The 20,487-nt window shown below is 59.3% G+C and carries 22 protein-coding genes; 18 read left to right on the top strand and 4 right to left on the bottom strand.

Annotated elements, in window-relative coordinates:
- Positions 1-123 precede the first annotated feature (123 nt).
- Genes AGR13A_RS01200 through rsmI form a run of 3 tightly spaced genes read right to left on the bottom strand, consistent with a single transcriptional unit; the run spans position 124 to position 1,999 of the window.
- The gene (locus AGR13A_RS01200) at positions 124-684 is read right to left on the bottom strand and encodes a sugar O-acetyltransferase (RefSeq protein ID WP_080836411.1); all 561 of its coding nucleotides are present in this window, start codon (positions 682-684) and stop codon (positions 124-126) included.
- A gap of 15 nt (positions 685-699) precedes the next feature.
- Positions 700-1,068 (bottom strand): YraN family protein, encoded by a 369-nt coding sequence (locus AGR13A_RS01195; protein WP_080833239.1) that lies wholly within the window; start codon positions 1,066-1,068, stop codon positions 700-702.
- On the bottom strand, positions 1,058-1,999 hold the full coding sequence (gene rsmI, locus AGR13A_RS01190; RefSeq protein ID WP_080833237.1) for a 16S rRNA (cytidine(1402)-2'-O)-methyltransferase: 942 nt from the start codon (positions 1,997-1,999) through the stop codon (positions 1,058-1,060). Before rsmI ends, AGR13A_RS01195 begins: the two co-directional genes overlap by 11 nt.
- A 267-nt stretch (positions 2,000-2,266) precedes the next feature.
- Here rsmI and dnaN point away from each other — a divergent pair, with 267 nt between their 5' ends.
- From dnaN to AGR13A_RS01160, 6 genes are all read left to right on the top strand, one after another.
- Positions 2,267-3,385 carry a DNA polymerase III subunit beta gene (dnaN, locus tag AGR13A_RS01185; protein ID WP_035219299.1) on the top strand — a complete coding sequence of 373 codons (1,119 nt, stop codon included), beginning with the start codon at positions 2,267-2,269 and terminating at the stop codon, positions 3,383-3,385.
- 196 nt (positions 3,386-3,581) lie between these two features.
- The gene (gene pmtA, locus AGR13A_RS01180; RefSeq protein ID WP_035219859.1) at positions 3,582-4,175 is read left to right on the top strand and encodes a phospholipid N-methyltransferase PmtA; all 594 of its coding nucleotides are present in this window, start codon (positions 3,582-3,584) and stop codon (positions 4,173-4,175) included.
- A gap of 96 nt (positions 4,176-4,271) precedes the next feature.
- Complete coding sequence (locus AGR13A_RS01175) at positions 4,272-4,868, top strand: histidine phosphatase family protein (RefSeq protein WP_035219300.1); 597 nt, start codon at positions 4,272-4,274, stop codon at positions 4,866-4,868.
- Positions 4,869-4,872: 4 nt separating this feature from the next.
- Positions 4,873-5,580, top strand: a complete 708-nt coding sequence (gene pyrF / locus AGR13A_RS01170) for an orotidine-5'-phosphate decarboxylase (RefSeq protein ID WP_080833235.1) — start codon at positions 4,873-4,875, stop codon at positions 5,578-5,580.
- 17 nt (positions 5,581-5,597) lie between these two features.
- On the top strand, positions 5,598-5,885 hold the full coding sequence (locus AGR13A_RS01165; protein ID WP_006310144.1) for a DUF1330 domain-containing protein: 288 nt from the start codon (positions 5,598-5,600) through the stop codon (positions 5,883-5,885).
- A gap of 133 nt (positions 5,886-6,018) precedes the next feature.
- A complete protein-coding gene (locus tag AGR13A_RS01160; RefSeq protein ID WP_080833233.1) occupies positions 6,019-6,999 on the top strand; it encodes a complex I NDUFA9 subunit family protein in 981 nt (326 codons plus the stop codon).
- Between the two features lie 606 nt (positions 7,000-7,605).
- Here the strand turns inward: AGR13A_RS01160 and AGR13A_RS01150 are convergent.
- Positions 7,606-8,412, bottom strand: coding sequence for an undecaprenyl-diphosphate phosphatase (locus AGR13A_RS01150; RefSeq protein ID WP_052820219.1), 807 nt, complete (start codon positions 8,410-8,412; stop codon positions 7,606-7,608).
- 158 nt (positions 8,413-8,570) lie between these two features.
- On the opposite strand from AGR13A_RS01150, the gene AGR13A_RS01145 reads away from it, so the two are divergent.
- The 12 genes from AGR13A_RS01145 (at position 8,571) to AGR13A_RS01090 (ending at position 20,405) form a co-directional block, all read left to right on the top strand.
- Positions 8,571-9,263: a glutathione S-transferase family protein gene (locus tag AGR13A_RS01145; RefSeq protein WP_035219312.1), complete on the top strand. Its 693-nt coding sequence runs from the start codon at positions 8,571-8,573 to the stop codon at positions 9,261-9,263.
- 78 nt (positions 9,264-9,341) lie between these two features.
- Positions 9,342-10,493, top strand: coding sequence for a tRNA epoxyqueuosine(34) reductase QueG (gene queG, locus AGR13A_RS01140; RefSeq protein ID WP_080833228.1), 1,152 nt, complete (start codon positions 9,342-9,344; stop codon positions 10,491-10,493).
- Positions 10,494-10,496: 3 nt separating this feature from the next.
- Positions 10,497-11,369 carry an SDR family oxidoreductase gene (locus tag AGR13A_RS01135; RefSeq protein ID WP_080833227.1) on the top strand — a complete coding sequence of 291 codons (873 nt, stop codon included), beginning with the start codon at positions 10,497-10,499 and terminating at the stop codon, positions 11,367-11,369.
- 427 nt (positions 11,370-11,796) lie between these two features.
- A complete protein-coding gene (locus AGR13A_RS01130; protein ID WP_035219318.1) occupies positions 11,797-12,165 on the top strand; it encodes a septal ring lytic transglycosylase RlpA family protein in 369 nt (122 codons plus the stop codon).
- A 60-nt stretch (positions 12,166-12,225) separates the two neighbouring features.
- Positions 12,226-13,515: an RsmB/NOP family class I SAM-dependent RNA methyltransferase gene (locus tag AGR13A_RS01125; protein WP_080833225.1), complete on the top strand. Its 1,290-nt coding sequence runs from the start codon at positions 12,226-12,228 to the stop codon at positions 13,513-13,515.
- A gap of 155 nt (positions 13,516-13,670) precedes the next feature.
- Complete coding sequence (locus AGR13A_RS01120; RefSeq protein WP_080833221.1) at positions 13,671-14,948, top strand: imelysin family protein; 1,278 nt, start codon at positions 13,671-13,673, stop codon at positions 14,946-14,948.
- A 41-nt stretch (positions 14,949-14,989) separates the two neighbouring features.
- A complete protein-coding gene (locus AGR13A_RS01115; protein ID WP_080833218.1) occupies positions 14,990-16,513 on the top strand; it encodes a di-heme oxidoreductase family protein in 1,524 nt (507 codons plus the stop codon).
- A complete protein-coding gene (locus tag AGR13A_RS01110) occupies positions 16,513-17,634 on the top strand; it encodes an imelysin family protein (RefSeq protein ID WP_080833216.1) in 1,122 nt (373 codons plus the stop codon). Before AGR13A_RS01115 ends, AGR13A_RS01110 begins: the two co-directional genes overlap by 1 nt.
- A gap of 4 nt (positions 17,635-17,638) precedes the next feature.
- Entirely contained in the window at positions 17,639-18,733 is a 1,095-nt protein-coding gene (locus AGR13A_RS01105) for a DUF1513 domain-containing protein (protein ID WP_080833213.1), read from the top strand.
- A 51-nt stretch (positions 18,734-18,784) separates the two neighbouring features.
- Positions 18,785-19,237, top strand: a complete 453-nt coding sequence (locus AGR13A_RS01100) for a TspO/MBR family protein (RefSeq protein WP_080833211.1) — start codon at positions 18,785-18,787, stop codon at positions 19,235-19,237.
- A gap of 83 nt (positions 19,238-19,320) precedes the next feature.
- Entirely contained in the window at positions 19,321-19,770 is a 450-nt protein-coding gene (locus AGR13A_RS01095; protein ID WP_080833209.1) for a PaaI family thioesterase, read from the top strand.
- Entirely contained in the window at positions 19,767-20,405 is a 639-nt protein-coding gene (locus AGR13A_RS01090; protein ID WP_080833207.1) for a 5'-methylthioadenosine/S-adenosylhomocysteine nucleosidase, read from the top strand. Before AGR13A_RS01095 ends, AGR13A_RS01090 begins: the two co-directional genes overlap by 4 nt.
- Positions 20,406-20,487: the final 82 nt, after the last annotated feature.

Below are 20,487 nucleotides of genomic sequence, written 5' to 3'. Positions count from 1 at the left end.
CTCTCCGCCAGTTAGTGGGGTGAGGATGCGAATAGAGACGTTCCATGACGCCTCTTTAACAGTTTGATGTCAGATTTGTTACAGCGCCTGCGAATGGAGGCCGCTCCCTCAAAAACGCGTGCCTCACGGGTCCCTGCGCTTTATCGGACGGGCCGGATTTCCCACCACGGTCGTGCCCGGCAGCACATCCCTGGTTACCACCGAACCGGCACCGACGATTGCGCCGTCGCCGATGGTGACGCCCGCAAGAAGGATCGCTCCGCCGCCGATCCAGACATCACGGCCGATCGTCACCGGCTTTGCGATTTCAATGCCCTGCGAACGCGGAACCGGGTCCAGATGGTGCTCGGCGCAATAGATCTGCACGGCGGGTCCCAGCATCGAGCCATCGCCTATCGTCACCTTTGCCGAATCCAGGATCGTGCAGCCGGTATTGAGGTAGACGTTTTTACCAAGGGTGATGTTGAAGCCGTAGGCACAATGAAACGGCGCTTCAATAAATACCCCTTCCCCGCTGGCGGCGAAAAGCGCCCCCAGCAATGGCGCCATGGCTCCGCGCTCATCCGGCGGCATGGTATTATGCTGGTGAACCGCGCGCCGGGCGCGGGAACGCAACACATCCAGTTCGGCGTCCATGCAGCTGTACCATTCGCCCGCGGCCATTTTTTCCCGCTCGGTCGGCATCATTGTCCCTCCCCTTCAAAATGCATCGATGAAATGCTGCGGCAGGCGTCGCGGCAGAACGGCGACGATATCGAAACGCAGCGAAAATCGCCCTGCATCCCTGCGCCGGGACAGCCAGAGATCGGCCGCCGCGCGGATGCGTTGCTGCGAACGCCAGCCGACGGCGTCGACCGCGCCTTCGGCGGATGATCGCGCCTTGACCTCGACGATGGCGACGACATCCTTCTTGCGGGCAATTAGATCGATTTCCCCAAGTCGGGTGCGGTATCGAATGGCGAGGATACGATAGCCTCTCAACAGCAGATAAAGCGCGGCCCAATATTCCGCGGCGTGGCCGCGTCGCTCGGCCTCGCGTCTTTTGTTGTTTCGCCCGTCAGCGGCCATCCGCGTCCTTCATATCCAGCAGCCGCTGATAAAGCTCCTTGCGCGGCAGGCCGGTCAGCTTCGACGCCTCGGCGGCGGCCCTGGCGGCAGGCATCGTTGTGACGAGATCCTTCAACAGCTTCTCAACGTCTTCGATATCGGGAATTTCATCGTAGGAGGGCGGCTCCACCAAAAGCACGATCTCGCCCTTCACCACGCGGTCGCCGTCATAATAATCTGCAAGTTCGCCGAGCGTGCCACGACGGAACTCCTCGAAAGTCTTGGTCAATTCGCGGCAGACCACGGCGCGACGGTCGCGACCGAGCACTTCCGAGGCAACCCTGACGGTGGCGCCGATGCGGTGCGGCGATTCAAAAAACATCAAGGTCGCGGGAATTTTCGCAAGTTCCGCAAATCGGTCGCGCTTGCCACGATCCTTCACCGGCAGGAAGCCCGCGAACAGAAAGGCATCGCTCGGCATGCCCGATCCGACGAGGGCGGCAAGCGGTGCGGACGCACCCGGCACCGGTACGACGCGATGACCGGCCTCGAGCGCAAGCTGACCGAGACGATAACCGGGATCGGAGACGAGCGGCGTTCCGGCGTCCGACACCAATGCCACGGACTTTCCAGCCTCAAGCGCCGCGATGAGCTTGGGACCAGCCTCTTTCGCATTATGCTCATGATAGGAAAGCGGGCGCGTGCGAATACCGTAACGTTCGAGCAGGATGCGGGTGACGCGGGTATCCTCGCAGGCGAGAACATCGGCGGATGCCAGCGTTTCCAGCGCCCGGATGGTGATATCACCCAGATTGCCGATGGGGGTGGCCACGAGATAAAGCGCCGGCTCCAGCGGCCGCGCCGGAATGGTGGCCGTGCCGATCCTGAACTCCCTGTTTGTCGGTTTGGGGTCCCTGTTCGCTATTTCTTCCGTCACGCGGCTTCCAATCATTCTGGCCGATCATTGAAGGCCGGTCGCTCCATTTTCGCCCCTTTATGGGCAATAGGGAAGCGGCGAACAAGGTCTGCGGGCTGCCGCAACCTGTGGATCATGCTGTATAGCAGCAAAATGACCTCCAGCAGATGCACTCGGCTCTTGCATTTTCTGCAATAACTCTGCCATTTTGCCCGTCCACATTATCCGGCTTTTGGGCCGGTCAAGACTCTTCTTGCCGATCCGGCGGTGGCCGGTTCGCAACGGTTGAAAGCGGTAGCGTCCATGCGTATTACTCTTGAGCGGTCGAACCTTCTTAAATCGCTGAACCACGTCCACAGGGTTGTCGAGCGTCGCAACACGATCCCGATCCTGTCCAACGTTCTCCTGCGCGCATCCGGCGCCAATCTGGACATGAAGGCGACCGACCTCGATCTCGAAATCACCGAAGCGACACCGGCCATGGTTGAGCAGGCGGGCGCCACCACCGTGCCGGCGCACCTGCTTTATGAAATCGTGCGCAAGCTGCCTGATGGTTCCGAAGTGCTTCTGGCGACCAATCCTGACGGCTCCACGATGACGGTTGCCTCCGGTCGTTCGAAATTCTCGCTGCAGTGCCTGCCGGAAACCGATTTCCCGGATCTGACCGCCGGCACCTTCAGCCACACTTTCAAACTGAAGGCGACCGATCTGAAGATGCTGATCGACCGGACGCAATTTGCGATTTCGACGGAAGAGACGCGTTATTACCTGAACGGCATTTTCTTCCACACCATCGAAAGCAATGGCGAGCTGAAGCTGCGCGCGGTTGCGACGGACGGCCACCGTCTGGCGCGCGCCGATGTGGATGCGCCCTCCGGTTCGGAGGGCATGCCTGGCATCATCATTCCGCGCAAGACCGTCGGCGAATTGCAGAAGCTGATGGACAATCCTGAACTGGAAGTCACCGTTGAAGTCTCGGATGCGAAAATCCGCCTGACCATCGGCTCGGTCGTTTTGACCTCGAAGCTGATCGACGGCACCTTCCCCGACTATCAGCGCGTCATCCCCACCGGCAACGACAAGGAAATGCGCGTGGATTGCCAGACCTTCGCGCAGGCTGTCGACCGCGTGTCGACCATTTCTTCCGAGCGCGGCCGCGCCGTGAAACTGGCGCTGACAGATGGCCAGCTGACGCTGACGGTCAACAATCCCGACTCGGGCAGCGCAACCGAAGAAGTGGCTGTGGGCTACGATAATGATTCGATGGAAATCGGCTTCAATGCCAAATATCTCCTCGACATCACCTCGCAGCTATCCGGCGACGACGCGATTTTCCTTCTGGCGGATGCCGGCTCGCCGACGCTCGTTCGCGACACGGCCGGTGACGATGCGCTTTACGTTCTGATGCCGATGCGCGTCTAAACCGCCTCCATTTTTTTCAATTTAATCAAAAACGCCGGTGGATCGCTTCACCGGCGTTTTTTGATTCGGCGGCTGCGCATTTCAAACCTTAAGTGAATTTTTCCAGTTACGACATTTTGCCTTGTTTTTGCGCCAAATGGGATCAACAGTACGTAACCGTTTTTTGACAATGACCAAAATTTATCCGAGGGGAATTATGGCACTTAACCTGAAGCGACGCCTTGAACAGAAATTCGAGGAAGAAATCCGTTTTTTCAAGGGCATGGTCAGCCAGCCGAAAAAAGTGGGAGCCATCGTTCCGACCTCCTCCATCACGGCAAAAAAAATGGCGAGCGTCATCAATCCCCATTCCGGCCTGCCGGTTCTTGAGCTCGGCCCGGGCACCGGCGTCATCACCAAGGCTATTCTGGCGCGCGGCATCAAACCGGAGAACCTGACCGCCATTGAATATTCGACCGATTTCTACAATCAGCTGCTCAGAAGCTATCCCGGCGTCAATTTCGTCAATGGCGACGCCTTCGATCTCGATGCGACACTCGGCGAGCACAAGGGGCAGATGTTCGACAGCGTGATTTCCGCCGTGCCGATGCTGAATTTCCCGATGGCCGCCCGCATCAAGCTTCTCGACGAATTGCTGAAGCGCGTGCCGCATGGCCGCCCCGTCGTGCAGATATCCTACGGCGCCATTTCCCCGATCGTCGCGCAGCCGCATCTCTACCATATCCGCCATTTCGATTTCATCGTGCGCAATATTCCGCCGGCGCAATTGTGGACCTATACGCGGGCCTGACCACGCGGCAGAATGGGCAAGACCGTCATTTCCCGGTCGTGACGGATGGTTAGGGTTTTGAGTTACCCTTTCCATCGCCATCAAGGACCGATTTTGATGCATGCGCTCTACATCACCCATCCCCAGGTCAGGATCGATCCGGCGGTTCCCGTTCCCGAGTGGGGACTTTCTGACATCGGTGCCGAGCGGGTGCGGGAGGCGAGCCGCCTGCCCTGGGCGCAGGCGTTGCGGCGCATCGTCTCCAGTGCCGAAACCAAGGCGATCGAAACCGCCCGCATCCTTTCCGATAGATCCGGTGCGGCAATAGACATCATTGAGACGATGCATGAAAACGACCGGTCGGCCACCGGTTTCCTGCCACCGCCAGAGTTCGAGAAAGCGGCTGACTGGTTCTTCGCCCATCCGCAGGAAAGTTTTCACGGCTGGGAAAGGGCAATCGATGCGCAAGCGCGGATTGTCGATGCTGTCAGAGCCGTTCTCGACCGGCACGACCTGCAGCAACCAATCGCCTTTGTCGGCCATGGTGGCGTGGGCACACTTCTCAAATGCCATATAGAAGGCCGCGGCATCAGCCGCAGCAAGGACCAGCCGCCCGGCGGCGGTAATCTTTTCCGCTTTTCCATCGCCGACTTTTCTCTTGCAGCCGCGTCCCCCACATGCGACTGGACGGCAATGGAAACATGGCAGGGATAAGACAATGACCGCGCGCGAAAAACTCATCGTCGGGCTCGATGTTCCGACTGTGCAGCAGGCCGAAGACATCGTGTCAAAAATCGGCGACGAGGTTCTGTTCTACAAGATCGGCTATCAGCTGGTATTCGCCGGCGGTCTCGAATTTGCCCGCGACCTTGCCCAGAGTGGCAAGAAAGTCTTTCTCGACATGAAGCTGCTCGATATCGACAATACGGTCGCCTCCGGCGTCGAAAACATCGCCCGTATGGGCATGTCGATGCTGACCCTGCATGCCTATCCCAAAGCGATGCGCGCCGCTGTCAAGGCTGCCGAAGGCTCCGGCCTCTGCCTGCTGGGTGTCACCGTGCTGACTTCGATGGACGACACCGACCTTGCTGAAGCCGGTTACGCCGCGGATGCCCGTTCGCTCGTATTGCGCCGGGCGCAACAGGCGCGCGAAGCGGGCATGGGCGGCATCGTCTGTTCGGCGGAGGAATCGACCGCCGTGCGTGAAATCCTCGGCCCTGATCTTGCCGTTGTAACCCCCGGCATTCGCCCTGCCGGCGCGGATCTCGGCGATCAGAAGCGGGTGATGACGCCTTACGACGCCATCAAGGCCGGTTCGAGCCATCTGGTCGTCGCCCGCCCGATCGTCAGGGCGGAGGACCCGAAGGCGGCAGCCCGCGCCATTCTGGATGACATGCTGCGCGCCAGCTTTCCGGCCAATCAATAACGACAGAAGGAGATGACATGCCCAAGGGATATTGGATCGCCCGCGTCGATGTGCGCGACAGCGAGCGCTACAAGGATTATGTCACGACGGCGAAACCCGCTTTCGAGCGGTTCGGCGCCAATTTCCTGGCCCGTGGCGGCGCCTTGACCGAACTGGAAGGCAAGGCGCGTGCGCGCAATGTCATCATCGAGTTCCCCTCCGTGCAACACGCCATCGATTGCTACAATTCGCCCGAATACCAGGCTGCTGCCAAAATCCGCCAGGAAATTGCGGATGCGGAGATGATGATCGTCGAGGGAATTTGACGGTCGTCAACCGCATTTCCAAAACCGGCCCCAAAACTAGACCCGGGCTGCACGACAACGTCTCTTCACCTGCGCCCGGCTTTGGGCTAAGAGACTGAAAAACGCTTTATCGACAGCTTCTGAGGAGCCTCCCATGACCTTGGCCAACCTTCCACCCCTCGTCACCGTTTTCGGCGGTTCGGGTTTTGTCGGGCGCCATGTCGTGAGAATGCTCGCAAAGCGCGGTTATCGCATCCGTGTCGCCGTGCGCCGTCCCGATCTTGCCGGCTTCCTGCAGCCGCTCGGCAATGTCGGCCAGATTTCCTTTGCACAGGCCAACCTGCGTTATCGCGATTCCATCGTCAAAGCCGTCGAAGACGCCGACCATGTGGTCAATTGCGTCGGCATTCTGACTGAAAGCGGCCGCAACACTTTCGACTCCGTGCAGGAATTCGGTGCGAAGGCCATTGCCGAAGCCGCCCGCGATGCAGGCGCCACGCTGACGCATATCTCCGCTATCGGCGCGGAAGCGGGCTCGCCGACCGGTTACGGCCGCACCAAAGGCCGCGCCGAAGCTGCCATTCATTCCATCCTGCCCGGCGCGGTTATCCTGCGTCCATCGATCATTTTTGGCCCTGAAGACGATTTCTTCAACAAATTCGCCAAGATGGCGCGTGGCCTACCCTTCCTGCCGTTGATCGGCGAGGGAAAAACAAAGTTCCAGCCGGTCTATGTCGAGGATGTCGCCGAGGCCGTCGCCCGCAGCGTCGATGGCAAGCTGAAGCCCGGCGCCATCTACGAACTCGGCGGTCAGGATGTGATGACATTCCGTGACTGTCTCGAGGCGGTTCTCGCTGCAACCTATCGCCAGCGTCCTTTCGTCAATCTGCCTTTCGGCATTGCCTCGACGATCGCCAAGGTCACATCGCTGGTACCGCTCATCGCACCGCCGCTGACGGTTGACCAGGTAACCATGCTGAAAAAGGACAATGTCGTTTCCGCAGACGCGGAAAAGAGCGGCCTGACGCTGGAAGGTATCGGCATTACACCTGTTCGTGTCGCTTCCGTCCTGCCGTCCTACATGGTGCAATATCGCCCACACGGCCAGTTCTCAAACGCAGGCAAGGCGGCCTGAGGCTCCCTCCGATGCCAGCGATCTAAACGAAAGCGAGAGCCATTCCCGCTTTTTGTTTTTGCGCAATTCAATCGCAACCAAACCGCTATTTGTGCATTTCCCCCTCAACTGAAGGGGATGTGTACTATCGACTAAAGCTGCTTTGAAAAGCCGGGTAAAATTTAGCGGCCATCTGACCTCCACACGCAAGCGTGGCACAAGCGCAACTGTGGAAAAGACTTCGCATTAACCCGGTATTCAGCAAGCCGCTTTATTGATAATGGCCACATTCCAAACATATCCAGAACCCTCACTTCACACACGGCGGCGTAATCCGCGCGAACGAACGTCTGAAAGGCAATAATAAAATGGGCAGATCTATCGCACTCTTTTTTGCGTGTGCGGCTTTGGTGGTTCTGGCGGGTTCTTTCATGGCGCCGGGAACGGTTGCAGCGGGCAAAAGCGGTTGCGCTCCCGCTTATGGCGTCGACCCCTGCGCAACGGCTTCGATCAGCACCAACTGATCGGCCTTTGAGAGTTTCAAAGAAAAAGCGCCTCCGGTTCTCCGGGGCGCTTTTTCGTTTTCAGTCCGGCCATTCAAAATGGCCGGCTATTTCTAAAATCGGCTCAACCGAAGACCAGAAGTGCGATTAGGCCGAGCGAACCGATGACGATGCGCCACCAGGCAAAAGGCGCAAAACCCCGTCGCGAGACGAAGTCCAGCAACGAGCGAACGACGAAGAGGCCGGAGACGAATGCGGCGATGAAGCCGACGGCAATCAGCGCGCCATCATCGAAACTCAGTGCGTCGCGGTTCTTGTAGAGATCGAGAGTAAAAGCGCCGAGCATGGTCGGCATCGCCAGGAAAAACGAAAATTCGGCGGCGGAGCGCTTGTCGGTGCCCATCAGCAGCGATCCGACGATCGTGGCCCCGGACCGGGACGTGCCGGGAATCATGGCAAGGCACTGGAAGAGACCGATCTTGAAGGCAAGCGACGGCGGATAGTCCATGATGTCGGTATATTTCGGTTTCAGCGGCATCCGGTCCACCGCGAGCAATATGACGCCGCCGATAATCAGGACGACGCAGATGAGCATCGGCGTTTCGAACAGCACGGTCTTGATGAAATCATGCGCCAGCGCCCCGATAACCGCTGCCGGCAGGAAGGCGAGAGCGACGGCCAGCACGAAACGGCGCGCCTTGGCACTTGTCGGCAAAGCGAGCGCGATCGACACAAGCTTTTGAAAATACACAAGAAGGATGGCAAGGATCGCGCCAAGCTGGATGAGGACGGCAAAGGTGTTGCCCGGCGATTTGAAGCCAAGGAAATGGCCGGCCAGCAGGACATGCGCCGTTGAGGAAACGGGAATGAACTCCGTCAGACCCTCGATAATGCCCAGCAAAAGCGCGCTGATGATCGATTGGTCACCCATGAGGTATCCTTTTTTTCAGGGGAAAGCGGCAATGGAAAGCAATTGCGTTAAACTTGTTTTAAAGTAGCCAAGCTCTTATAGCGTCTTGATGAAGCGAAACTGAAAAAGTTTTCCGGCAAATGCCGATCATGACAACCAATCGTAAAAATTGAGTACCAATGCCAACTCTCTATCATTCTCCGATGTCGACCGCATCCCGGTTCGTTCGTCTGATCCTTTCGGAATACGGGTTCCAGACCGATCTCGTCGAGGAGCAGCCGTGGGAAAGACGGCGGGAGTTTCTGGCGCTCAATCCGGCCGGTACCCTGCCGGTCTATCTTGATGATAATATGCGGTCGCTCAGTGGGCCTTATGTGCTTGCCGAGTTTCTCGACGAAACGCACGGGGTCTTGAAGCGCGACAGGCGGTTGCTGGCGGAAGACCCGTTTCAGCGCGCGGAAATCCGCCGCCTGACGGAATGGTTCCTGCAGAAGATGGAAAATGACGTGACCCGGCCGCTGGTGCGGGAGCGGGTCTATAAATTGCAGATGACGGCCGCGCAGGGTGGCGGGCCGCCGGACTCCAAGCTTTTACGCACCGCGCGCAACAACATCCGCCAGCACATCAAATATCTGGAATGGCTGGCGGGTTCGCGCACCTGGCTTGCAGGCGACCGGCTGAGCTATGCCGACCTTGCCGCCGCCGCCGGCGTTTCGGTGCTGGACTATCTCGGTGAGATCAACTGGCTCGAAGCACCCATCGCCAAGGAATGGTACCAGCGGCTGAAATCGCGGCCGTCCTTCCGGCCGTTCCTGAGCGAGCGCATTCCGCGCCTTGCCCCCTCCTCCCACTACGCCGATCTGGATTTCTAGGTTCCGGTCTTCCGGTTATTTGCTGCGGCGCGCACCAAGCATATATATGTCGCAGAATAACCTGCGGGAGAAACGGCTATCGACGTCGCCAGCGACAAGCAGCGGATACGCGCACGCAAACTGACGGATTTCATTCGTCAGGAAGCGCTTTCGCTTGGCTTTGATCTCTGCCGCATCACGGCGCCCGACAGCATTCCGCTCGCGCCGGAACGGCTGAGGCAGTTTCTCGACAAGGGCTACCACGGCACGATGGCGTGGATGGAGGAGACCGAGGCCCGCCGGGCGGAACCGAAAACGCTGTGGGGTGACGTGCGCTCCATCGTGATGTTCGGGCTCAATTACGGCCCTGAGGAAGACCCGCGCGGCGTACTTTCGAAACCGGACAAGGCGGCCATTTCGGTCTATGCCCGTAATCGCGATTATCATGACGTGATCAAGGGGCGGCTGAAGGAAATCGCCACCCGGTTTGCAGCGCGCGCCGGCGAGGATGTGAAGGTCTTCGTCGACACTGCCCCTGTCATGGAAAAGCCGCTTGCCGCGGCAGCTGGTCTCGGCTGGCAGGGCAAGCACACCAATCTGGTGAGCCGCACCCATGGCTCCTGGCTGTTTCTTGGCAGCATGTTCACCACCGCCGATCTCTGTCTTGATGAGGCCGAGAAGGATCATTGCGGTTCCTGCCGTGCCTGTCTGGATGCCTGTCCGACGGCTGCCTTCCCCGCCCCTTATCAGCTCGACGCTCGCCGTTGCATCTCCTACCTCACCATTGAGCACAAGGGGCCGATCCCGCACGAATTCCGCCCTATGATCGGTAACCGCATCTATGGCTGTGACGATTGCCTTGCCGCCTGTCCCTGGAACAAATTCGCGGCCAGCGCCTCCGAGATGAAGCTGCAGGCACGTGAGGATTTGAAGGAACCCTCCATCGCCTTCCTGCTGACGCTTGACGATGCCGCCTTCCGCAGCTTCTTCAGCGGCTCGCCTGTCAAGCGTATCGGCCGCAACCGTTTTATTCGCAATGTCCTGATCGCAGCGGGCAATTCCGCCGACCGGCAATTCCTCGAGCAATGCAAGGCGCTCGCCGGGAGAGACCCTTCGCCGGAGGTGCGCGGCATGGCCGCATGGGCCTTGTCACAGCTTATGGACAGGGAGGAATTCCGTACATACTCTGCCACACGCGCACCGGAGACTGATCCGGAAGCGGAAATGGAATGGCAACTGGCAGAGGCGTGAACCATGCATGTGATGATTTTCGGCGCGGGATATTCAGGCAAGGCCATCTCAAACGCGCTGAAAACCGAAGCCGCGACCATTGCCGGCACCACCCGCAGCGAAGACAAATTCTCAAGCCTGACCGCCGCAGGCATGACGCCCTTTCTCTTTAACGGCGCGCATCTCAATGACGAGCTCATCACTGCAATGGGTAATGTCACGCATCTGGTGCAATCCATTGCACCGGGCAAGGAAGGCGACCCTCTGCTTGCATTGCTCGGCGATGATTTGAAAAGGCTGCTGCCCAATCTGAAATGGCTGGCCTATCTTTCCACCGTTGGCGTTTATGGCGACCATGGCGGTGCCTGGGTGGATGAGGATACGCCCTGCCGCCCGGTTTCCGCCCGGTCCGTGGAACGGGTTGCCGCAGAGACCGCCTGGGCCACGGCCGCGCAAAGGGCGGATGTGCCGCTTGCCATCCTGCGTCTTTCCGGAATCTACGGTCCCGGACGCAATGCCTTCATGAACTTCGAAAAGGGAGCGGCGCGAAGGCTGGTGAAGAAGGATCAGGTGTTCAATCGCATCCGGGTCGAGGATATCGGCGCGGCCCTGGCTTTCCTGGCACAGAGAAACCAACGCGGCGTCTTCAACGTGACGGATGACGAACCCGGCCCGCCGCAGGACGTGGTGAGCTATGCCGCCACGCTGATGGGCGTTGAACCGCCGCCTGAACAGCCATTCGAGACCGCCGATCTGACGCCGATGGCCCGCTCCTTTTATGGCGAGAACAAACGCGTTTCCAACGCCAGGATCAGGCGCCTCGGCTTTGATTTCGGCTTCCCGGACTACAAAATGTCGCTGGCCCAATTGTGGAAAAACGGCCTCTGGCGGGGCTGAAAATCCCGCCATGGAAAGCGATGAAAAATCCTTCCAAACCCACTTTTGCGGATGGTTTTCGTCGCATTTCAGTCAATTAGGATTTTATTAACCAAACAAAAATCGCTAAAATCATAGTCATTAGAAAAATATTTCAGTGACATTTCGTGAAGTGGATTCACGAAGCAGTGACTTGCAATAGCATTTCCATTGAGCATTGATTCTGCATTATTTTTTCCGAATTGTGACAATAGGGGCCTCGAGGCGCCTTTCCGGCTAACGATCACAAATATTACAGACTGTAACAGTTCGTGATTTGAGCTCAGCTTTTTTTCGCCATTTTTCCCTCGCCCTACAATCTCGCATCAAAAGGCGTTCAGGCCAGCAAATGGCCGTTTAGCAAGGGCACAAACAACCGGCGCGGGGCCGGTTTTCAGGGAAGCACAGTTTGTTGAATATCCGTCGTATAACTTTCACCGCTGCAACTATAGCCGCCTGTTCCATCATCGCGCCTCTTCAGGCGAATGCGGCAAATGGTTGTGGAGGCGCATCGTGGTATGCGTTGACCTCCAAGACTGCTTCTGGCGAGCGCATGAACGCCGCCAACCTGACCGCCGCCCACCGCTCGCTGCGGTTCGGCACCAAGGTCAAGGTGACGAATGCCCGCAACGGCAAGGCCGTGGTGGTGCGCATCAACGACCGCGGTCCGTTCATCAAGGGCCGCGTTCTCGATCTCTCGAAGGCAGCCGCCAAGAACATCGGCATGATCAGCTCCGGCACCGCCAAGGTCTGCTACGAGATCGTCAAAGCCGATTGAGCCTTGCCCTTGCCGCCATTCGCGTCTACCAACCGGCTTATCAGCAAGATGAGGTAGACAATGCGTTTAGGCGGGCGTTTGGCCGGAGCAATCGAAGTATTGGCGGATATTGAGGGACGCAGGCGTCCCGTCGCTGATGCTCTGAAAGATTGGGGCCTTGCCCATCGTTTCGCCGGTTCCGGCGACAGGGCGGCAATCGGCAACATCGTCTATGACGCGCTGCGCATGAAACTGTCGCACGCCTGGCTGATGGATGACGACAGCGCCGCCTCGCTTGGTTATGCCGTGCTGCTGCGCCAATGGGGCAAAAGCTTTTCGGAACTGGCGGCGGAATTTGATGGCGATAAATTCGCCCCCGCCGCACCCGACGAACAAAGGCAGCAAGCCTTTCTCTCCCGCTCACTATCCGATGCACCAGCCCATATTCAGGGCGACATCCCCGAATGGGTGCAGCCTTCCTTTGAGGCGGCATTCGGAGAGGGCTGGCTCGCCGAGGCGCAGGCGCTGAACGAGCGGCCGACCCTTGACCTGCGCGCCAACACGCTGAAGGCAACCCGCGACAAGGTGCTGAAGGCGCTTGAGGAAAGCGGCGCGGAAGCCACACATGTCGCCCGGCAGGGTGTACGCATCCCCGCCGGTGAGGGGCCTTCCCGCCTGCCGAATGTAACCGCCGAACTGTCCTTCCAGAAGGGCTGGTTCGAAGTGCAGGACGAGGGATCGCAGATCGTCGCCGATCTCGCCGGCGCCCATGAGGGCGAACAGGTCCTCGATTATTGCGCGGGCGGCGGCGGCAAGACGCTGGCCATGGCGGCCAGCATGAACAATAAGGGCCAGGTTCACGCCTTCGATGCCGACCGCAAGCGTCTCGCGCCAATCATCGAGCGGCTGAAGCGGGCGGGCACACGCAATGTGCAGGTTCATGACCGCGCAGCCGGGTTGGTCCCCTTCCATGAGAAATTCGACCGCGTCCTGGTGGATGCGCCCTGCACCGGCACGGGAACATGGCGCCGACGCCCTGACACAAAATGGCGGCTGACCGCGCGCAATCTTGAAGAGCGCGTGCAGCAGCAGGGCGAAGCGCTTTCGCAGGCAAAGGGTTTCGTGCGCCCGGGCGGTGAACTGCTTTATGTGACCTGTTCCGTTTTGCCTGAAGAAAACGAACAGCAGGTGAGGCGCTTCTGCGAGGAAAATGCGGAATTCTCCATCAGTTCCGCGTTGCAACGCTGGCAGACGACTTTCGGCGACAATGCCAGAAAACCGCATTCCTCCGACGGACAGACAGTGACGCTGACGCCTGCAACCACAGATACGGACGGTTTCTTCTTCTGCTTGATGAAACGCAAAGCATAAAACCGGATTTGCACGCAGCGATTTTACTTGGAAAATGTCGCTCAAACTTGTTTCAAAACATTCTAAACTAGAATGTTTGACACAAGTTTGTGATTGGGTCAGAACTCGCTTGCCGCAGCGTGAAGTCTTTTCATGCCTGCCCAAGGAGAGGGATCATGATCCGCAAAACCATTCTCAGCGCGTCTTTTGCGCTTCTTGCCGCATCGGCGGCTTTCACCGCGCTTCCCGCACAGGCCGCGACCGACGCCGCCGCCGTGATCAAGCATTATGCCGATGTCGCGCACGCGAAATACGAGGATTCGCTCACCACGGCGAAGGCGCTGGACAAGGCGATCGATGCGCTTATTGCAACGCCGAGCGATGCAACCCTGAAGGCCGCCCGCGAAGCGTGGATCAAGGCGCGTGTTCCCTACCAGCAGTCGGAAGTCTATCGTTTCGGCAACCCGATCGTTGACGATTGGGAGGGCAAGGTGAACGCCTGGCCGTTGGATGAGGGTCTGATCGACTATGTCGACGGTTCCTATGGCACGGAAAGCGACGAGAACGAGCTTTATGTCGCCAACATCATCGCCAATCCGAAGATCAAGATCAGCGGTGAAGAGGTCGATGCCTCGAAGATCACCCCCGAGCTGATCGAAAGCCTTCACGAGGCGGGCGATGTCGAAGCCAATGTGACCACCGGTTACCATGCCATCGAATTCCTGCTCTGGGGCCAGGACCTGAACGGCACCGGACCCGGCGCGGGCAACCGTCCCTATACCGACTATGACAAGAAGAGCTGCACGAACGGCAATTGCGACCGCCGCGCCGATTACCTGAAATCCGCCTCCACCCTGCTGATCAAGGATCTTCAGGAGATGGTGGATGCCTGGGCGCCGGAGGGTGAAGCCACGAAGGCGGTGGAAGCCGATCCGAAAGCCGGCCTCACCGCCATTCTCACCGGCATGGGCTCGCTCTCTTATGGTGAACTGGCGGGAGAGCGCATGAAGCTTGGGCTTCTGCTGCACGACCCGGAAGAGGAGCATGATTGCTTCTCGGACAACACCTATAATTCGCATCTCAACGACGCCATCGGCATCGCTTCGGCCTATACCGGCAACTATACCCGCGTGGACGGCACGAAGATGACCGGTGCCTCGCTGGCGGAACTTGTGGGCGCCAAGGACAAGGCGCTGAACGACGAGATGACGGCGAAGCTGAACAAGACGCTCGACGCCATGCATGCGATGGAAAAGCGCGCCCAGACCGTCGAGGCCTATGACCAGATGATCGGTGAAGGCAACAAGGAAGGCAACGCCGTGGTGCAGGCGGCCATTGACGGCCTCATCGACCAGACGAAGACCGTCGAGCGTGTCATCGCCGCGCTTGATCTCGGCAAGATCGAGCTTGAAGGATCCGACAGCCTCGACAATCCGAGCGCCGTCTCCAAGTAAGTGCCAAGGCGGGCCGCAGATTGCTGCGGCCCGTTACGCCCATGCGATTTTCACTGCCGCCGATCCGTAAGCCGTTCTTCTTCACCGGGGCAGCCTGCCTTGTGGCATCGATGACGCTTGCCGAACCGCTGCGTGACGATCTGACCGCGAAAGACCGGAACAGCCGCCAGACCATGACCGCGCCTGCGACGGATTTCACCGGGCCGGAACCCTTCGAGGCCATGTCCGGTGGGGCGACGACCAGCACCAGCAAGGCCGATAGCCGCGCGTTTTCACATCCTTCCGCCACCATGTCGTTCGAGCGGAAACTGGATTTCAAGCTCGGCAATGCGTTGTTCCAGAAACTCTGGGTGTCTTCCCCCTCCTCCACACAGGCCTCGGACGGGCTGGGGCCGCTCTACAACGCCCGATCCTGCCAGACCTGCCATGTGAAGGACGGCAGGGGTCGCCCGCCGCTTGCCGGGGAAGATGCGGTCTCCCTGTTTCTCCGGCTGGCCCGACCGGCCCGCAACGAGGCCGAAAGGGCCGCGATTGCACGCCATGAGGTGCTGAATTTTCCCGATGAAACCTATGGCCGGCAATTGCAGAACCTCGCCATTCCCGGTCTCGCCGCCGAGGGCAAGCCGGTCGTCACCTATACCGAAAAGCCGGTGCGCCTTCTGGATGGCGAAGTGGTGATGCTGCGCAAGCCCGATTATGCCGTGGCCGAGCTGCAATATGGTCCCCTCGGCCCCGACACGTTGCTTTCGGCCCGCATTGCCATGCCCACCCTCGGACTTGGGCTGATCGAGGCGATTGCCGAGGCCGATATTGTGGCAGGCGCTGATCCCGATGACAAAAATGGCGACGGCATTTCCGGGCGTCCGGCCTTTGTGCGGGATCATCGCACGGGCGAGGTCAAGCTTGGCCGGTTTGGCTGGAAGGCCCAGAATGCGAGTGTGCGCGATCAAAGCGCCAGCGCCTTTTCCCACGATATCGGCATCTCTACACCGGACGCGCCGAACGCCTATGGCGATTGCACCGATGCCCAGAAGGACTGTCTTGCCATGCCGACCGGCGTGCAGCCACGGCTGGGGCCGGTGGAAGCGCCGGACCCTGTCCTCGATCTCGTGACCTTCTACACCGAGAATCTTGCCGTGCCACAGCGCCGCAATGTCGATGATCCGACCGTCCTCAAGGGAAAGCAGATTTTCTACACATCCGGCTGCACCGCCTGCCATAGGCCGAAATTCGTCACCCGTCGCGATGCGAGCGACCCCATGCATTCTTCCCAGCTGATCTGGCCCTATTCGGATTTCCTTCTGCATGACATGGGAGAGGCGCTTGCCGACGGCCAGCAGGTGGGCGAAGCAGACGGGCGGCAATGGCGTACCCAGCCGCTCTGGGGTATCGGCCTGACGCAACGGGTGAACGGCAACAGTTTTTACCTGCATGACGGCCGGGCGCGCAGCCTGACGGAAGCGATATTATGGCACGGCGGCGAAGCGCAAAAAGCGCGCGACGCCTTTGCCGCCTTGCAAAAAACCGACCGGCAGGCTTTGCTGGCTTTTCTGGAGTCCCTTTGATGAAAAATGCCATGCGAAAAATCTCCGGCCTCATGTCCGTGCTGTTGCTTATGACCCATCAGCCCGCCATGGCGCAGGATGTGGAGTTGATGCCGCCGCCGCCCCTCGATCCCGCACAGGTGCGGAGCGTCATGGAAAAGGCGGTGAACGGTTTCATTCGTCCCGGTTACGACCACTTCCGGCAATCGGCAGAGAATCTGCAAGACAGCATGAAGGCTTTCTGCGCCGCCCCTTCAAAAACGGCGGATGAGGCGGCCAAGGCAGCCTTTGCCGATACGGTCACAAGCTGGTCCACGATCGAAATCGTGCGGATTGGCCCGGTGATCGAGCAGAACCGCTTCGAACGTGTGCTCTATTACCCCGACAAGAAGGGCCTCGGCCTGAAGCAGGTGCAGCGTTATCTTGCGGAAAAGGACGAAAGCGTTACAAGCGCCGACGGCCTGAAGGGTAAAAGCGTTGCAGCGCAGGGCCTCGGGGCATTGGAATTCGTGCTCTACGGCACCGGCGCGGATGAACTGCTTGGCAAGGAAGGTGATTTCCGCTGCCGCTTCGGCGCGGCCATCGCCGGCAATATCGCCAATGTGGCGGCGGAGCTTTCCGATGGCTGGAACGCGCCCGATGGCGCACAGAAAAACTGGACCAAGCCGGGACCGGACAATCCCGTCTTTCGCGACGAGCGCGAGGCGCTGGTTGCCCTGCTCGGCATTCTCGTGCACGGCTCCGAGGCAATCCGCGACCAGCGGATCGAAACCTTCTACAAGGGGCCGGACAAGGCCAAATTTCCCCGCACCGCCATTTATTGGCGCTCTGGCCTGACCTGGAAAAGCATCTCGGCCAATATCAAGGCCGTTCAAACCCTGCTGCACACGGCGGATATGGTCGAACTCGTGCCTCCCGACCAACGCTCCATCGTCAATTCCATCGACTTCATCGCCAAATCGATGATCCGTATTGCGGGAACGATCGATACGGATGTGGAAAAGGCGCTGGACAAGGATGATCAGCGCGCCAAGGTGGATTACCTGCTGCTCAACGGCAAAGACCTGATCTACCGCCTCAACGACCAGTATGGCGGTGCGATCGGTCTCAGCTCCGGCTTTTCCTTCGCCGACGGAGACTGAACCGATGATAGCAGGCAAGAAGCGGATGCTGATAGACCGGCGCAGCTTCATCAAGGCGGCGGGTATTCCCTTTGTCGCAGCGCTGGCTCCCCGTTCACTCCATGCGCTCGAACGCGCCGACGCCGTCTTCGCTTCCGCCTTCCGCGCCCGTGACGGGTCCTACGGCATTGCGATGGTAAGTGAGCGCGGCGAGATCATCGACCGCGTTGCGCTCCCCGCGCGCGCCCATGGAATGGCGACAAGCCACGCCACGGGCATGACGGTGGCCTTTGCGCGTCGGCCCGGAACGTTCTTCATGGCCTTCGATCCTGCGCGGCGACGCGAGCCTGTCGTGATGCACACGCCGGCGAACCGTCACTTTTACGGCCATGGGCAATTTTCCCCCGATGGGGCGATCCTTTATGCCAGCGAAAACGACTTCGACGGCAATCGCGGCGTTATCGGGCTATACGACGCGCGTAACGGATTTGCCCGCATCGGCGAGTATGACGCCCACGGCGTCGGTACACATGACATGACGGTGAGCGATGACGGGCGGCTGATCGTCATCGCTAATGGCGGCATCGAGACTCACCCAGATTTCGGCCGGACGAAGCTCAATATCGACAGCATGGAACCGTCTCTCGTGCTTCTGGATGCTGCAAGCGGCGAATTGGTCCAGAAACACGCGATGCCGGATCGACTGCGGCAACTTTCCACCCGCCATGTCGATCTCGGCGATGACGGGCGCATCTGGTTCGCCTGCCAATATGAGGGGCCGCGCAACGATCTTCCACCGCTTGTCGGCCATTTTTCGAAGGGCGAGGACCTGTCTTTCATCGATCTGCCGGAGGAAACGACGGTGCGTCTTGCCAATTATGTCGGGGCCATCGCGGTCAACCGGCATGAAGGGCTGGTGGGCCTGACCTCCCCCAATGGCAATGCTGCGGTGACGCTGGACGCTAAAACCGGGCGTGTTGTAGCAGAGACATCCGTGCGGGAGGCAGCGGGCGTCGCCCCGGCGGCGAGCGGCATTGCCGTTTCTTCCTATGACGGATTTTTCGAGGCCGTTCGCAGCGACGTGGCATGGGATCAGCACATCGTGCGGATTTCTGGCTAAAATACTGAAAAGGCAAGGGAACAAAAGCATGGCCAGCGCATTGGATGGGTCATGAAAAACCTTGCCGTGTACATTGTTTTCGTGGTTGCAGTTGTTGCCATTGGGGCACTGATCGGTGTCAACAATGTGCCCGGCGAGTGGTATCAATCACTCCAGAAACCATTCTTCAATCCACCCAGCTGGATCTTCGGGCCGGTCTGGACGACGCTTTACGTGCTGATCGGCATCGCCGGCGCGCGGACATGGATCCGCAAGCCGATGGGAACGCGCATGCGCCTCTGGTTCACCCAGATGGTGCTGAATTTCCTGTGGTCGCCGATCTTTTTCGGCATGCAAAGCCCAACGGGTGCACTGGTCATCATCATTCCAATGCTGATCTGCATCATCGCCTTCGTCACGCTCACCTATAGCCGTGACAGGGCATCGATGTGGCTTTTTGTGCCCTATGCCGTTTGGGTCGCCTTTGCGACCCTGCTGAATGCAAGTATTGACTGGCTGAACTAAATTTTGCCCGCGCAACCCTTGCCTTGCCCGCCGCCACGCGCCATGTCAGTTTGCGATGGGGACTAAAAGCAGGCAGGTAGGCCATGGAGATCACGGATCCCGGCGATTTTCGTCAGCGGATAGAAAAAAGCTTTGCGCGACAGGGTGTGGTGCAGGCAATCGATGCGCAGATCAGCCGCATCGAGCACCGGCTGGTGGAAATCGAGCTACCCTTTCATGAAAAACTGACGCAGCAGCACGGCATCCTGCATGCGGGTGTCATTGCCGCCGGTCTGGACACCGCCTGCACCTATGCCGCCTACACGATCATCGAGCCGGAAGCCTCGCTGCTGACCATCGAATTCAAGGTCAACCTCATGTCGCCCGGACGCGGCGAGCGGTTCCTGTTTCGTGGCGAAATCATCAAGCCCGGAAACAATCTCATCGTCGCCGATGGCCGCGCCTACGCACTGTCGGACGGGCCCGCGAAGCTGATCGCTTCCATGACGGGGACAATGATGGTGATGAAGGGTCGCGAGGATATTACCGGATGAATTACCGGCTTTCGCAGGTTGCGGATAAATCCGTTCTTTTTGTCATGGCGGCTTCACCCGAATATGGTCCCCATCTCCAGGCTCGCATCGCGCCGCTGATGACCGGCATCGGCCCGGTGGAGGCGGCGATTGCAGTCACGGCCGTTCTTGCCGGCCTCGATGCCGCCGACCATCTGCCGGACCTCGTCGTTTCGCTCGGTTCTGCCGGTTCGCGAACGCTGGAACAGACGTGTATCTATCAGGCGACTTCAGTTTCCTATCGCGACATGGACGCCTCCGCCTTCGGTTTCGAAAAGGGCTGCACGCCGCTGCTTGATCTGCCGGCCGAGGTGGCCTTGCCTTTGCGGATACCCGAAATAGCCGAGGCGCGGCTTTCCACGGGCGCCAACGTTGTCTCCGGCGCAGCCTATGGGCTGATCGACGCCGATATGGTGGAAATGGAGACCTTTGCCGTCCTGAGAGCCTGCCAGCGCTTCGGCGTGCCGCTCATCGGCCTGCGCGGTATTTCCGATGGCAAGGCCGATGTGAACCATGTGGACGACTGGACGGAGTATCTGCACATCATCGACGAAAAGCTGGCGGATGCCGTCGACCGGCTTTGCCGCGCGATCGAGGATGGCGCGATCGCCCTTTGAAACCTTGCGATTTTCGCAAATTTCCGCTGTTCGATGCCCGCTTGCGGGTTGCCTAAAGCCGCCATTTTCTTTAAAGGCTCGC

Origin of the sequence: Agrobacterium genomosp. 13 str. CFBP 6927, assembly GCA_900012615.1 — a bacterium.
GTDB lineage: Bacteria > Pseudomonadota > Alphaproteobacteria > Rhizobiales > Rhizobiaceae > Agrobacterium.
The sequence above is the reverse complement of the archived record's forward strand: the minus strand, read 5'-3'. Positions and strand labels throughout refer to the sequence as shown.

What these genes read in the sequence shown, in the direction of transcription:
- AGR13A_RS01200 (WP_080836411.1), bottom strand. Translation starts at nt 684, where the DNA reads ATGCCGACCGAGCGGGAAAAAATGGCCGCGGGCGAATGGTACAGCTGC.
- AGR13A_RS01195 (WP_080833239.1), bottom strand. Translation starts at nt 1,068, where the DNA reads ATGGCCGCTGACGGGCGAAACAACAAAAGACGCGAGGCCGAGCGACGC.
- rsmI (WP_080833237.1), bottom strand. Translation starts at nt 1,999, where the DNA reads ATGATTGGAAGCCGCGTGACGGAAGAAATAGCGAACAGGGACCCCAAA.
- dnaN (WP_035219299.1), top strand. Translation starts at nt 2,267, where the DNA reads ATGCGTATTACTCTTGAGCGGTCGAACCTTCTTAAATCGCTGAACCAC.
- pmtA (WP_035219859.1), top strand. Translation starts at nt 3,582, where the DNA reads ATGGCACTTAACCTGAAGCGACGCCTTGAACAGAAATTCGAGGAAGAA.
- AGR13A_RS01175 (WP_035219300.1), top strand. Translation starts at nt 4,272, where the DNA reads ATGCATGCGCTCTACATCACCCATCCCCAGGTCAGGATCGATCCGGCG.
- pyrF (WP_080833235.1), top strand. Translation starts at nt 4,873, where the DNA reads ATGACCGCGCGCGAAAAACTCATCGTCGGGCTCGATGTTCCGACTGTG.
- AGR13A_RS01165 (WP_006310144.1), top strand. Translation starts at nt 5,598, where the DNA reads ATGCCCAAGGGATATTGGATCGCCCGCGTCGATGTGCGCGACAGCGAG.
- AGR13A_RS01160 (WP_080833233.1), top strand. Translation starts at nt 6,019, where the DNA reads ATGACCTTGGCCAACCTTCCACCCCTCGTCACCGTTTTCGGCGGTTCG.
- AGR13A_RS01150 (WP_052820219.1), bottom strand. Translation starts at nt 8,412, where the DNA reads ATGGGTGACCAATCGATCATCAGCGCGCTTTTGCTGGGCATTATCGAG.
- AGR13A_RS01145 (WP_035219312.1), top strand. Translation starts at nt 8,571, where the DNA reads ATGCCAACTCTCTATCATTCTCCGATGTCGACCGCATCCCGGTTCGTT.
- AGR13A_RS01135 (WP_080833227.1), top strand. Translation starts at nt 10,497, where the DNA reads ATGCATGTGATGATTTTCGGCGCGGGATATTCAGGCAAGGCCATCTCA.
- AGR13A_RS01125 (WP_080833225.1), top strand. Translation starts at nt 12,226, where the DNA reads ATGCGTTTAGGCGGGCGTTTGGCCGGAGCAATCGAAGTATTGGCGGAT.
- AGR13A_RS01120 (WP_080833221.1), top strand. Translation starts at nt 13,671, where the DNA reads ATGATCCGCAAAACCATTCTCAGCGCGTCTTTTGCGCTTCTTGCCGCA.
- AGR13A_RS01115 (WP_080833218.1), top strand. Translation starts at nt 14,990, where the DNA reads ATGCGATTTTCACTGCCGCCGATCCGTAAGCCGTTCTTCTTCACCGGG.
- AGR13A_RS01110 (WP_080833216.1), top strand. Translation starts at nt 16,513, where the DNA reads ATGAAAAATGCCATGCGAAAAATCTCCGGCCTCATGTCCGTGCTGTTG.
- AGR13A_RS01105 (WP_080833213.1), top strand. Translation starts at nt 17,639, where the DNA reads ATGATAGCAGGCAAGAAGCGGATGCTGATAGACCGGCGCAGCTTCATC.
- AGR13A_RS01100 (WP_080833211.1), top strand. Translation starts at nt 18,785, where the DNA reads ATGAAAAACCTTGCCGTGTACATTGTTTTCGTGGTTGCAGTTGTTGCC.
- AGR13A_RS01095 (WP_080833209.1), top strand. Translation starts at nt 19,321, where the DNA reads ATGGAGATCACGGATCCCGGCGATTTTCGTCAGCGGATAGAAAAAAGC.
- AGR13A_RS01090 (WP_080833207.1), top strand. Translation starts at nt 19,767, where the DNA reads ATGAATTACCGGCTTTCGCAGGTTGCGGATAAATCCGTTCTTTTTGTC.